We start from the raw sequence: 14,369 nt of genomic DNA, 5'->3' as shown, positions 1-14,369 counted from the left end.
GGGGGAGAGGACCGATGATTACTACAACCGGACTGACTAAACGTTTTCAAAATCATGAAGTGCTCACCAATATCGATATGCATGTAGATGCCAAGGATATTGTTGTCCTGCTGGGTCCCAGCGGTTCGGGAAAAAGCACCCTGCTGCGCTGTCTCAATGGACTCGAACAGCTGTCCGGCGGACAGATCGAAGTGAACGGCATTGTGGTAAACAGTGCAGATCCGCTGCGCGTGCAGCGTGCCCGGGTACTGGAGATTCGTCGCCAGACCGGCATGGTGTTCCAGCAGTTTAACCTGTATCCGCACAAGACGGTGCTTGGCAATGTCATGGAAGGTCTTATAACGGTGAAAAAAATAAAGCGGGATGAAGCCGCCGAGCGCGGGCGTCTTTTGCTGGGTCGTGTAGGTCTGTCGGACAAGGAGGACGCTTATCCTTCCCGTTTATCGGGGGGCCAGCAGCAGCGAGTAGCCATTGCGCGTGCTCTGGCGATGGAGCCGGAAGTGATGCTGTTTGACGAACCTACCTCAGCCCTTGACCCCGAACTGGTTGGAGAGGTGCTGTCGGTGATGAAAGAGCTGGCACAGGAAGGCATGACGATGCTGGTCGTGACACATGAGCTGAAGTTTGCCCGGAACGTGGCGAACAAAATCGTCTTTATGGCGGACGGTTCCATTGTCGAGACAGCAAGCCCCGAAGCCTTTTTTGAACACCCTGAGCAAGAGCGCACGCGCCAGTTCCTGCGGCAGATTACCGAATTTTAAACCACCCAGTGATGGGAAGGTTATTCTGTCATCGGAGTGTATGTGTAAACTAACTAAAGGAAGAAGGAAAACATCATGAATGTAACAACAGTATGGAAGGGAAAACGCGCCTTTACCTCTGAAGGACCTTCAGGGTATGCTGTAGGTATGGATGCCACAGCAGCATATGGCGGTGACAGCCAAGGCGCTACGCCGATGGAATTGTTACTGGCAGGACTTGGCGGCTGCATGGGGATCGACATTACGATGATTCTGGATGCTTTTCTGGATAAGATCGATTCGATCGAGATCGAAGCGCAGGGCACACGCAGCGAGGATATGCCGAAAGGTTTTACGTCCATTGATCTGATCTTTAAAGTAGACGGCGACATCCCGGATTACCGGATCTGGAAAGCCATCCAGATGGCCGAAGAGAAATACTGCGCCGTTTCCGCGTCACTGAGCGCAGATATCCATCCGAAGCTGATTCTGAACGGCGTAAGCACGCCACGTCCTTAAAACAGCTTTAATTTAATTTAAGCTTTAAAAACACATCAGATTTAATGAAAAGAGGCACTTCCAATCGTGGAAGTGCCTTTTTAGCGTAGGCATGTTTTTTGGGTTCCATCCATGTATCTCAAACCATATCTCCTTTTTAATGTCAAATCGAACGCTGCAGTTATGTGGTATGATGGATGCGCGGGTTAGCGTGACCTGTTTCTAATGAACTGAAGATGTAAGCGCTTATACGGACGATGGAAGGTGCAGATATGTTAAAACGGCTGATTCGAACTTCGAATAATCTCAAATTAAAGCATAAATTGCTCATTTCCTATGTGCTTGTTGTTATGATTCCAGTGCTGATTATTGGTCTCGCTGTTACCAGTTATTTTCGTCAGCAGGCGCTGGATAATGCCATCGGGCAGACCATCATTAATGTGGATAAAATTAAAAGCCAGACGGCGACCATGCTGCGTGTGCCCACCGATATATCCAACATGCTGATGTTCAATGCCGATCTCAAGGAGATCGTGAACCGGCGTTACAAGAGTGTGGTAGAGCTGACTTCGGCCTATCTTGCCTATAAAGACTTTCAGGAATATCGAAGGCTGTACCGCGAAATAGCCGGTATTCGATTTTACTCCCCCAACCCGACATTGATTAACAATCTTGAGTTTATTCCGGTGAATGAACGGACCAAGGAGAGCTACTGGTATAAGGAAGCGCTGAAAACGACGAGCATCGGCTGGTTCTATATCCCCGGCAGGGAAGACAACCCGGTTCACCGGCTCAGTCTGGTGCGCAAAGTTCCGTTTGCCGAATATAAGACCGAAGGTGTACTGATGATTGTGATCAATCAGGAGGAACTTAACGGCCTCCTGCGTCAGGAGCAGTTTGAGACGCTGATTACGGACGAACAGGGTTATGTAGTTGCAGCCAAAAATACCGAACTGGTCGGTAAGACGCTGGATGAGCTTGATTTTGGCGTAGATCTGCAGAGTCAGCCCAAAGGCACCATCGAAGCTGATTTTCAGGGGGAGCCTTCCAATATCGTGATTGATGAACTGGGGCCGGGGTCCAGCTTCAACAAACTGAAGGTCATCTCGGTGTTTGCGACCAAAAATATCGTGAAAGATGCTAACCAGATCAGCCAGATTGGCATGATTTTTATTACTTTGGTGCTGGTGATCGCACTGCTGCTGGTATATATCATCTCATTCCTGACCTCAAACCGGCTTCTCCGGCTCAGCAAACATCTGAACAAGCTGGCTCTCGGGGACTTGAATGTCACTTCGCGTATTGACGGAAATGATGAGATTGGTCAATTATCACGCCAGTTCAATTACATGGTGAAGAGCATTAACGAATTGATGACCCAGGTGGTCGAGACCACGGAGCAGAACAACCGATTGGAAATCGCTCAGAAAGAGATTAAACTGAAAATGATGGCCAGCCAGATCAATCCCCATTTTTTGTTTAACGCGCTTGAATCTATTCGCATGAAGGCTCATATCAAGGGGGAGGCAGAGATTGCGAATATTGTCAGGCTGCTTGGCAAGCTGATGCGAAAAAGTCTGGAGATTGGCAGCGGTAAAACGACGTTTCGGGCAGAACTGGAGATGGTACGTTCTTATCTGGAGATCCAGAAGTTCAGGTATGGAGACAGACTAGCGTTTGAGATTCATGTGGACCCTGAGGTGGAGAGAATGTATATTCCTCCTTTGATCATTCAGCCGATTGTAGAGAACGCCATTGTACATGGTTTGGAAAACAAGGAAGGTACTGTGCAGGTTCATATTCATATCTGGCTGAAGGATGGCATAGTGGGGGTTCGAGTTAAGGATGATGGGGCGGGAATCACGCCGGAAAGGCTTACTGAAGTGATGCAGTTTGTCAGCGGCCCCGAGGAAGAGGAGAAGAGCCGGATTGGGATGCGTAATGTGCATCAGCGTTTAACGTTGACGTATGGGGAAAGTGCCGGGTTACAGATTAACAGTGTGTACGGGGAAGGAACGGAGGTTTCTTTCACCTTGCCAGCAGGAGGGAACCAGCATGTATAAAGTATTGTTGGTAGACGATGAACCGAGCATTCGCGAGGGACTGACCACCATTATCGATTGGGAAAAATACAGCTTCCAGGTCATGGCTACAGCCGGAAGCGGGCGAGAAGCGATCGCCTGTTTCCACGAAATGAAGCCGGACCTGACCATTATTGATATACGGATGCCAGGCATGACTGGCCTGGAGGTAATAGAAGAGCTCCGCCTGACTCAACCGGATGCACATTTTCTGATTTTAAGCGGGTATGCTGATTTTGATTATGCCAAAAAGGCAATCAGCTTCGGCGTGGACGGCTACCTGTTGAAGCCGGTGGACGAAGAGGAAATCATTGCTGAACTGGAGCGCATTGCGGTGCAGCTTCAGCAGGAGCAGGAGACGCAGGCGCGTTACGCGGGAGAAGATACAGCCTACAGGGAACATCAGATTGAGGCGCTGCTCTATGACTCACTGCAGGGTACGGGAAGCAGGGAGGAAGACAGCCTTGGACTTCACTGGCCGCAGTATCAAGTGATTCTGCTGGAAATTCATGCAGCACCGGATCTGCAGCGAGGAAATGAGATGAAGCGCAAGCTGATTGAAGCATTTGATCAGAAGGAGAGAGGGATCGTGTTTTCCTTTCATTCCGGACTGGGGCTGTTAATTAAAGAAGTGGTTACTCGGGACTCTGCAGCACAGGAGATGTACGAGGAGCTGCAGGCATTACTCGCGGAATGGAACGTACACATGTACGCTGCTGCGGGAGAACCGGTACATTCTACAGCGGATATTGCCAGATCATACACACAAGCTAACACCCTTCTAGCGGAACGTTTCCTGTTCTCCGGGCAGCGAATCGAGCGCTGGGACGAAGGGCGGCTGTCTCCTTCAAATATTACAGATGTGAACGGTCAGGAAACCGTAACAGAAGGGGTACAGGAGCCTGATGAAGTTGAATTGGCGGACAAGCTGTATTATGCCCTGGATATTCGCAGTAGTGAATCCGTGATGCGTGTGCTTGGAGAGATGGAAGAGCGCCTGATTCCGTACCACTGGACGGAGCAGGCAATCAAAACAGCATTTTCTCAAGTGTTCTCGCTCGCATTTAACAAGCTTGCTGCGGCTAATCAGCAGATGCAGTCTATTATGCAGGAGCACTCGGTGCTGATTAACGAGGTATATCATCAGTTTACGATGGCCGACCTCAAAGCGATGGCAGCTGAGCATTTGAATCGTCTGATCCAGCGAATGGGCGGAGGCAGCAAGGATACAGTGATGAAACAGATGATTGAATTCATTCAACGTAATCCGGGCGAGAACCTCAAGCTTGAAGTTCTGGCTGAGGTGTTCAATTACAACAGCAGTTATTTGGGGAAATTGTTCAAGAATCACACCGGGGAGTATTTTAACGCCTTTCTGGATAAAGTCCGAATCGAGCAAGCCAAAGTGCTGCTTGACGAAGGATTAAAGGTGCATCAGGTAGCTTCAAGGGTGGGATATGCCAACGTGGACTATTTCCACGGTAAATTCAAGAAATATGTGGGTGAGTCTCCTTCGGCGTACAAACAATCCAGATCCCAAGCCCAAGCCAAAGAAACGGGTTATCAGGAGGGCGAAAACGAGTGATCCAGACTTACCTCTGGTGCTCATCGTAATTATAGCGGATGTACTTCCTGGAATAAGCAATGGTTTACGAATACCCTGCACCGTAGACTGACCTGCACAAAGTACAAGAGTCCAGAGGAAGGGTGGCCCAGATTATGAATCCGCAGTCGGATGCAGTCGAAGCGCGTTATACGATCCATTTGAATGGAACCTGGCATTTTCTACTGGCCCAGCAGGCCGAAGAACATACTGAACACAGCGGGCATAGTGAAAGCAGGAACACGAAGCAATGGTGCCCTCCGCACCCGGAGGATGCTCTATGGAACACGATTCAGGTGCCGGGGTCTTGGGAGGAGCAGGGGTATGGTCAGGCTCCCGGGTATGCCCGAATCGATACATGGACTAAAATTCGTGAGTATGAGGGCTCAGCTTGGTATGCCAGAGATGTCTTTATTCCCGCTGACACCCGGAGCGGACATTATGTATTCGGACTGAAAGGCGTGCGTTGGACATCAAGGCTTTGGTTCAATGGAAACGAAGCCGGCATAAGGGACAGCCTGCTTACTGAACAGACGTGGGATATAACCCCTTGGGTAAAGCCAGGGGAGAACAACCGTATAGAGATTTGGGTCGATAACACGATGAAGCTGCCTCTCGCGGGCAGTCACATTCATTCATTACATACGGCCGCGGCTTGGGGGGGCATTACAGGAGGAGCATTTCTGGAAAGGCAGCCTTTACGGCGGGTACATAACTTACGAATTGAGCCTGACATGGCCAGCGGAACGATATCGGTTCAGTGCACGATCAGCAGACCCGCTGAAGTCTCCGCATCACGGATGCAGCTGCGGATTGATATCGAGCACCCGGATGGAACATGGCTGAGGCCCCATCTTTATGATGTACAGAGTGCCGAGAAGCAAGTAAATGCCAGAACGGAGGCTCAGGAGAACGACGGAGCGGAAACAGGTGTGATTATAGTATCATATCGGGTTGAACTGGGAGCGGAGAGAACGATCATAGCGTGGAACGATGAGAACCCTGCTTTATACCGGGCAGTGGTTCGATTGAAGGAAGGGGAACAGGAGCTTGACCGGATGGAACAGCGATTCGGTATGCGTTCTTTTGCAGCACGTGGTAAACAATTAATCCTCAATGGAACGCCAGTCTTTCTGCGCGGGTACGTGGACTGCTGTATATTTCCGCTCACTGGATATCCGGTTTGGGATTACGAGCACTATGTGAAGCAGTTTCGCACAGCCAAGTCTTACGGCTTTAACCATGTCCGTTTACACGGGTGGAGTCCACCGGAACCGTTCTGGGAGGCCGCCGATGAAGAGGGCATGCTTGTGCAGGCAGAGCTTCCGCACTGGTCCCGTTTTTTTCAAGAGAGTCATACTGCTGCTCCGATAGAGATATTGAGCTATCTCACACAAGAACTGGATCGACTGCTGGAGGCCCTGCATCGCCATCCTTCTTTTGTCTTGTTCTCACTGGGCAATGAGCTGATTGGTGCGAACGGACATCCCGAACTGAATGCACTGATCGCAAGAGCGAGAGAGAAGGACCCGTCCAGATTATACACGGATAATACAGGCTTTGGGCAGCTTCCCCCACAAGGAAGAGAAGCGGATTATTATATTCAGTCCTTTAACTGGCATCCTCCGCTGGAATCCGTTTTGTCGGCGGTGCCGGATACGACACTGGATTATCATGCGGTTACAAGGCTGGCATCACACCCGGTCATCGGGCATGAACATGCACAGTTCACGATGTATGTGCGTCCCCAGGAGCGGGAGAAGTATACAGGAGTCTTTCGTCCTACGTGGTTAGATCCTGTCGAAGAGTCACTCCAGCGTAAAGGCATGATGGTGAAGCTGGAACCGTATCAGCAGGCAACGGGTAAACATCAGATGCGATCACTCAAAGAAGCGATGGAGCGAGTAAGACGTACGCCGGATGCAGCAGGCATCCAGCTGCTGGATATCCGCGATTTCCCGGGACAGGGGCATGCCACCACCGGTTTTCTGGATGTATTTTGGGAGGATAAAGGAATAACAACCCCTGCTGAAGTAAAACAGTTCAATGCTGATGTGGTCATACTTCTGAGCTGCATAGAGCGGACTTATTACGCTGGAGAGCTGATCGAGATTGATGTGCGCATATCTCATTATGGCAAAAGGACATTAAAAAATGCTTCCATTCACTGGAGAATGGCTGCGGATGGACAGCTGCTCACGGAAGGAGAATGGAGCTGCGGAGATATTCCCTGTGGTTCGGTCCTGTCTCTCGGAAGTGTGAAGATTGATGCACCGGGCCATGGTGTATCAGCCTTTCGAGTGGAGGCCGAGCTGCGCTGCCATCCTGTGAATGATGCAATTCATCCTGTCAGCGCTGAACACTCCATCGTGCATCCTGCCAATCATCTGACGTCCGTTACGGCAGCCCAGAATGTTTGGCATGGCTGGTCTTTCCCGGTGGTACAGGCGGCGAGCGAACGCCATGGGGATATGAAGCGCATCTGGAATACGATGAAGGAACTACAGCCCTTGCTGGTTGAATCACACTGCGAGCGTGTGGACCATGTAGATGGCTGCAGGCTGCTGAGACAAGGCCAGCATGAGCTGTTAATTGTGAAGTCCCTGACTCCCAATGTGCTGGATGTGCTCTTGAATGGCGGCCGTATTTGGCTGCAGCCGGATGCCGAGGATCTGTATGATCCGGTGGAAACGAAGTACCTGCCGGTGTTCTGGAATTATCTCATGTTTGCTGCGCAGCCGGGAGCCACGATGGGCATGCATATGGAGAAAGAGACCGCCCTTCTTGGGAGCTTCCCGCATGATGGGGCCTCCGATTGGCACTGGTATCATCTTGTGAATGGTACGCCTGCAGTTTGCCTCGACACGATGCAGGATGTTAATCCGCTGATTGAGGTGGTGGATCATTTCCACCGGGCCAAACGGCTGGCCTATGCATTTGAAGCCAGAGCAGGAAAGGGCCGTATTCTGGTATCTACTTTTCCTTTTACGGACACAGCCTTGATGAAGCGCCCGGAAGCCGCCTTTCTTTTTCAAGAGATGCTGTCTTATGTCCAGGGAGAGCAGTTTAAGCCGAGCAGTTCCGTTACAGCGGCCCAGCTGCTTGGAATGTTCAAGCTGAAGCCTATTCAATTTACATTGTGATATAAAGCATTTATTCGGAGACCTGCAAAGGTCTCTTTTTTATGTTTTTCGGCTAAAGGTAAACGATTTCTAAAAAACGTTTTCGTAAATATACTAACAAAGTTAAATCTAACTTTATATGGATTTATAAAAGTTAATAAGTCTATATTATCTCTAATTTTAAAGGATTAATGTCTGATTTTAGGGGGGGATATCTAATTTTTATATGATTTTCTCTAAAATCCAGATGGTATTTTGAAAACGCTCTATCGATTATGATTATTTTATAAAAACAGAGGAGGGGGAACGGAGATGGAAACGCTAACAAAGAAATCCGCTTCCGCGAAACGAAGCAGGGACCCCAAACCGCCATTGAAGCAGCGGCGGAACGGAGTTTGGGACAGAATGAAACAGCAGAAATATCTTTATCTGATGTCACTGCCATTCGTCGCTTGGGTTTTTGTATTTAACTATCTGCCGCTGTGGGGATGGACGATGGCTTTTCAAAATTATAAACCTGCCAGGTCATTCGGAGAACAGGATTGGGTTGGTTTTAAACACTTTGTAGAATTGTTCAGTGATGACCGGTTTTATCTGGTGCTTCGAAATACACTTGCAATGAGCTTGATGGGACTGATTGTCGGTTTTATCGTGCCGATTTTCTTTGCCATCCTCTTGAATGAAATGAAAGGTATGTTCTTCAAACGGGCTGTGCAGACCGTATCGTACCTTCCTCACTTTGTATCCTGGGTTGTTGTAGCAGGGATTATTACCAAGATGCTGTCGACCGATGGCGGAATTATCAATGATATTCTGATGGGTCTTCATATTATCGATAAGCCGATTCAGTTCATGGCGCAGGGGAACCTGTTCTGGTACATTGTTACCGCCTCGGATATGTGGAAGGAAACCGGCTGGAATGCCATCATCTATCTGGCGGCCATTACGGGTATTGACCAGGAGCTGTACGAGGCTTCACGTGTAGATGGTGCGAACCGCTTCAGACAGATGTGGCACATTACACTGCCGGGAATTCGAACGACGATCTCTGTATTGTTCATCATGTCGATAGGACACCTGATCAGTATCGGTTTTGAGAAGCAATTTTTGCTGCAGAACAGTCTAGTACTGGATTACTCGGAAGTCCTTGATCTCTACGCACTGAATTACGGTTTGAATATGGGTCGATTCTCGTACGGTACAGCGATAGGCATATTCAATTCCGTTGTCAGTATCATCCTTCTGTTTACGGCTAACGGTTTGTTCAAAAAATTCACCAAAGAAAGCATCATGTAGGGAGGGGGAGACATTATGGCGAACAAAACATTCAATGCCACACGGGGCGATAAAGTGTTCGATATATTCAATATCCTCGCGATGACCATGGTGCTGATTGTAACACTCTATCCATTCCTCAACGTACTGGCGATCTCGCTGAATAACTCGGCGGATACAGTACGCGGCGGAATCTACTTATGGCCTCGTGAATTCACACTGCAGAACTATCAGACAATCTTTCAATATGAGGGGCTGCTGCAGGGTTTGAAAATCTCCATTATGCGTACCCTTGTGGGTACACTGCTTGGGCTGATCAGTTCATCGATGATTGCCTTTACATTAAGCAGACCTGATTTCGGACTGAGAAAATTCGTATCCACAGCGCTGGCATTGACGATGTATTTCTCGGGTGGTCTGATCCCTGTATATATCCTGATGCGTGACCTGAACCTGATTGGTACATTCTGGGTATACGTACTGCCAGGTATGATCAGTGCGTGGAACGTATTCATCATCCGTTCATTCATTGACGGTCTGCCATATGCCCTTCAGGAATCGGCCAAGCTGGACGGTGCGAATGATTTCAAAATTTATTACCGCATCATTCTACCGCTGTGCAAGCCTGTACTTGCAACCATTGCGCTGTTCCTCGCCGTGGGACAGTGGAATGCATGGTTTGATACGTACCTATATAACGGCTCGAAGGCGCATCTGACTACTTTGCAGTACGAGCTGATGAAGGTGCTGCAGAGTACGCAGCAGGGCTCGGGTGCCGGACGGAACGCCAATGATATGGCACAGCAGATGGCACAGATTTCTCCGGAATCCATCAAAATGGCGATAACGATCGTCGTAACGGTTCCGATTCTGATTGTTTATCCGTTCCTGCAGAAGTACTTTGTTGGCGGAATGACACTTGGTGCGGTAAAAGCATAGACCTTGGTACAGATGTAAAGACTGGCCTAATAATGGATTGTAAACCTATAATAGAGTACTTATATAGAGAAGCTCAGGGTATCCCGACTGCTGCCATACACTATAATTTCAGTTTTGGCGGCGGGGCAGGGATCACTCATGAAGCTAAGAGAGGAACAGAACAGTTCCGTATAAGACAGACGTATGAAATAGGGAGGATTACCATTATGTCCAGTTTTAAAATGAAGGTCGCACTGGGGCCGCTTCTGGCTTTACTTTTGATTACATCCTGTGATGGAGGCGTCGGCGGTAAAACGTCACTTACGAATACCAGCGGAGCGCAGTCTCCGCTTACGTTCGATTTTTTCAGTGTTGATCCAAATCCAAACTGGAATGGCATGAAGGATGAAGTCGGCACGGTTATTACAGCCAAAACAGGCATCACCTTGAACGGCGAGTTTGCCGTTAGCGGGGGACAGGACAGAATATCCCTGATGGCAGCAAGTCGCGACTATCCGGATATCGTTTCACCCAAGGGTGAACTCAGCAAGCTGGTGGATGCTGGCGCAATGCTGGACCTGACCGACCTGATCGAAGAACATGCTCCCAACTTGAAGAAGCTGTATGGTAATTACATGAATCGGTTGAAATACAGTAACGAAGATCAGGCAATCTATGTGCTGCCGACGTATTATGCGGTGGACCAGAAATATTTTGATGCAGGCGGGGGATTCGGTATTCAGCATCGTGTGCTGAAAGAACTCGGATACCCCAAGGTTCGAACACTTCAGGACTATGAAAATGTACTGCGGGCATACAGCGACAAACATCCGATGACGGATGGTCAGCCGACCATTCCGTTAACGCTGGATGCAGACAACTGGAGAATCATGATTACCGTCACGAATCCGGCCTTTCTGGCCACAGGCGCACCGGATGACGGCGAATACTATATTCATCCGGAAACCTATGAAGCGATGCTGCATTACAAACGCCCGGAGGAAAAAGAGTATTTCCGCTGGTTGAATCATATGTACAGCGAAGGTTTGCTCGATCAGGAAAGCTTTGTGCAAAAATCAGATCAGTACAAATCCAAAATTGCAAGCGGACGTGTACTGGGTGTCATTGATCAGGATTGGGGGTATGCCGATGCAGAGGACGCACTGAAATCGTCGGGTAGAGCGGAGTCAGCTTATTCTCATTTCCCGGTGACACTGTCCGAGGAACTGAAAGATCACTCTTTTCAAGACCCAGGATTTGTATCCGGCTGGGGAGTAGGTATAACCACTGCTAATCCTGACCCGGTACGTACCATTCAATTCTTTGATTATTTGGCTTCCGAGGAAGGGCAGATTCTGATGAACTGGGGCATTGAAGGCAAACACTACGAGATCAAGGATGGCAAGCGTGTGATTCCGGCAGCGATTCAGGAGCAAAAAACAAACCATGCTTCTGCGTTCCAAAAAGAGTCTGGAATCGGACTATATAAAAATATGTCCGGACGCTATGGAGATGGCGTGAAAGATTCCACGAATAATTATTACACGACAAGTTTTCCTGAACAGATTGAAGCTTCATATACTCAAGCAGAGAAAGAGACCCTTCAGGCATACGGTGCTTCAACATGGAAGGATCTGTTCCCGAGTGAAGAGGAATTTCCGGTTAAACCTTGGGGGGCAGCCTATAACATGCCAGCACCAGGAGATTCGGATTATAATGTCGTTTTCCAGAAAACACAGGATATCATCCGCAAACGGATTCCCGAAGCTGTCTTAAGTTCACCCGACAAGTTTGATGCCATCTATGATGGCATGATCGCTGAACTGAACCAGGCGGGAGCAGAAAAAATGGAAAAACAATATACGGCATTGATTCAAAATCGCGTTCGGTTATGGAACGCTGATTAGTGTTCGGTAAGTACAGACCTGTCCATTGAAAAAATAAAATAGAACCCGGAATATCGGGTTTCTTTTATAACGAAAACGTTTTAGTGAAACCGTTTTAGATTTTTGAAATTAGCTATTGACAAGGGTTTTCTTAAATATTATGATTCAACTGTGAAAGCACTTACAATTAATTGTGCATCTACTGCAGCCGTCTACCCGACAGAAAGAAGATTAAACATATCTGAAGGGAACAAAGCCTGGTCACTCAGAACGGCACCCTCATCCACTGGAAAAAAAGTAAGCGCTTCTAATGTTACTGAATCTGAGAAGAACGTTGGATTCACCCGAATATGGTATGAGCAGGCAGGTCCTGTTGTACAAATACACAGCTTCATTTTATCCAAAAGGGGGATTACACATGAAGGGCAGAACACCAAAAACATTTGCAATGCTTTTGTTAGCCAGCGCGCTTGCAATCACAGCAGGATGCGGAAGCAGTGGAGAGAAATCAGCTTCAGAGAAACCGGTGGACACGGGTGACACGACGACCCCGATTACGTTTACATTCTTTGGAGCAGATGCCAGTCCGAACTGGAACAACATGAAGGATGCTGTCGGGCAGGAGATTACCAAAGCAACGGGGGTTACACTTGAAGCTGAGTATGATGTAAATAATGGCGGCGACCAGAAGATACCGCTCATGGCTGCCAGCGGTGATTACCCTGATATTATCTATCCTAAAGGAAACCTGTCGAAGCTGGTGGATGCAGGCGCAATGCTTGACCTGACCGACCTGATTGAGGAGCATGCTCCCAACCTGAAGAAAATCTATGGTGACCAGATGAACCGTTTGAAATACAGCACAGAAGATCAAGCCATCTATACGATTCCAACCAATATGGGTGTAGGTAACGTCGCGTTTGATGCTACTGGCGGGTTTGAGATTCAGCAGAAGGTATTAAAAGAGCTGGGCTACCCGGAAGTGAAAACACTCGAGGATTATGAGAATGTGCTGCGGGCTTACTATGAGAAACATCCAACAATCGATGGGCAGCCTACTATTCCGCTGACGCTGAATGCCGATGACTGGAAGATTATGATTACGGTTACAAACCCGGCCTTCCAGGCAACAGGTGCACCAGACGACGGGGAATATTATATCAATCCTGAAACCTATGAAGCGATGCTGCACTACAAACGTCCAGAGGAGAAAGAATACTTCCGCTGGCTGAACAAAATGTATAACGAAGGTCTCCTGGACAAAGATACCTTTGTTCAGAAGGATGATCAATATAAATCCAAAATTGCCAGCGGCCGCGTTCTCGGTCTGATTGACCAGGAGTGGAACTATGGCGAAGCAGAAAATGCACTCAAATCCAAAAACAACGGTGAGAGCACGTATGCGCACTTCTCCGTCTCATTGAACAAGGATATTGTGGATCATACATTCCAGCCAACCGGTTTTGACGGTTACGGTATCGGAATTACTACCTCTGCGAAAGATCCGGTTCGGATCATCAAGTTTATGGATTGGCTTGCTTCCGACGAAGGCCAGGTCCTCCGAAACTGGGGGGTTGAGAACCAGCATTATAAAGTCGAAAATGGCAAACGCATCGTGCCGGAAGATGTCCAGGACCGCAAGATCAACGATAACTCCGCCTTCACTAAAGAGTCTGGAATCGGGATGTATAACGTATTCAGTGCCAGATACGGTGATGGTGTGAAGGATTCCACAGATAACTACTACACAACCAACTTCCCTGAACAGATTCAGGCTGGATATACAGCAGCTGAGAAAGAAACGCTGAAAGCTTACGGCATTACAACTTGGAAAGATTTCTACCCGTCTGAGGATGATCTGAAGCTGAAGGATTGGGGTGCAGCATACAACATGCCGGTGCCTTCCGATACCGAATATAATGTTACCTTCCAAAAAACACAGGATATCATCCGCAAACGGATTCCTGAAGCGATTTTGGCCAAACCGGATCAATTCGACAGTCTCTATGACGGGCTGCTGGCTGAACTGGATAAAGCGGGCGCAGTAGAGATGGAAAAACAATACACCGTATGGATCAAGGATCGTGTATCCCTCTGGACGGGAAAAGATGTGAAGTAATGTTGGAACCATAACGATTGAAACAGGGGTCGTTGATTACATTTTACGAATAAGTTTGGCTTAACTAATATGTGGTATCCTCAGGCCCCTGGCCTGTTATACAGATAAAACCTTCATAAATAGGGGG

Annotated in this window: 9 protein-coding genes; all 9 read left to right on the top strand. The window is 48.3% G+C overall.

Translation table 11 applies throughout. The features are described 5' to 3' along the window. The first annotated feature begins 14 nt into the window (after positions 1–14). The 9 genes from MKY97_RS24670 to MKY97_RS24630 all read left to right on the top strand — a co-directional run bounded on the left by MKY97_RS24670 (position 15) and on the right by MKY97_RS24630 (position 14,242). On the top strand, positions 15–761 hold the full coding sequence (locus tag MKY97_RS24670; protein ID WP_342552849.1) for an amino acid ABC transporter ATP-binding protein: 747 nt from the start codon (positions 15–17) through the stop codon (positions 759–761). 75 nt (positions 762–836) lie between these two features. Continuing rightward, positions 837–1,259: an OsmC family protein gene (locus MKY97_RS24665; protein WP_090924948.1), complete on the top strand. Its 423-nt coding sequence runs from the start codon at positions 837–839 to the stop codon at positions 1,257–1,259. 251 nt (positions 1,260–1,510) lie between these two features. Continuing rightward, positions 1,511–3,301 (top strand): histidine kinase, encoded by a 1,791-nt coding sequence (locus tag MKY97_RS24660; RefSeq protein ID WP_342552848.1) that lies wholly within the window; start codon positions 1,511–1,513, stop codon positions 3,299–3,301. Continuing rightward, complete coding sequence (locus tag MKY97_RS24655) at positions 3,294–4,904, top strand: response regulator transcription factor (protein WP_342552847.1); 1,611 nt, start codon at positions 3,294–3,296, stop codon at positions 4,902–4,904. Before MKY97_RS24660 ends, MKY97_RS24655 begins: the two co-directional genes overlap by 8 nt. Positions 4,905–5,038: 134 nt before the next feature. Next, complete coding sequence (locus tag MKY97_RS24650; protein ID WP_342552846.1) at positions 5,039–8,065, top strand: sugar-binding domain-containing protein; 3,027 nt, start codon at positions 5,039–5,041, stop codon at positions 8,063–8,065. Between the two features lie 291 nt (positions 8,066–8,356). Beyond that, complete coding sequence (locus MKY97_RS24645; protein ID WP_342552845.1) at positions 8,357–9,340, top strand: sugar ABC transporter permease; 984 nt, start codon at positions 8,357–8,359, stop codon at positions 9,338–9,340. A 15-nt stretch (positions 9,341–9,355) separates the two neighbouring features. Continuing rightward, positions 9,356–10,258 (top strand): carbohydrate ABC transporter permease, encoded by a 903-nt coding sequence (locus MKY97_RS24640; RefSeq protein ID WP_342552844.1) that lies wholly within the window; start codon positions 9,356–9,358, stop codon positions 10,256–10,258. A gap of 206 nt (positions 10,259–10,464) precedes the next feature. Then, the gene (locus MKY97_RS24635; protein WP_342552843.1) at positions 10,465–12,144 is read left to right on the top strand and encodes an ABC transporter substrate-binding protein; all 1,680 of its coding nucleotides are present in this window, start codon (positions 10,465–10,467) and stop codon (positions 12,142–12,144) included. A 397-nt stretch (positions 12,145–12,541) separates the two neighbouring features. Next, a complete protein-coding gene (locus MKY97_RS24630; protein WP_342552842.1) occupies positions 12,542–14,242 on the top strand; it encodes an ABC transporter substrate-binding protein in 1,701 nt (566 codons plus the stop codon). Positions 14,243–14,369: the final 127 nt, after the last annotated feature.

The sequence above is a fragment of the Paenibacillus sp. FSL R7-0652 genome (genome assembly GCF_038595045.1).
Lineage (GTDB): Bacteria > Bacillota > Bacilli > Paenibacillales > Paenibacillaceae > Paenibacillus.
This window is presented reverse-complemented; position numbering and strand designations above follow the sequence as displayed.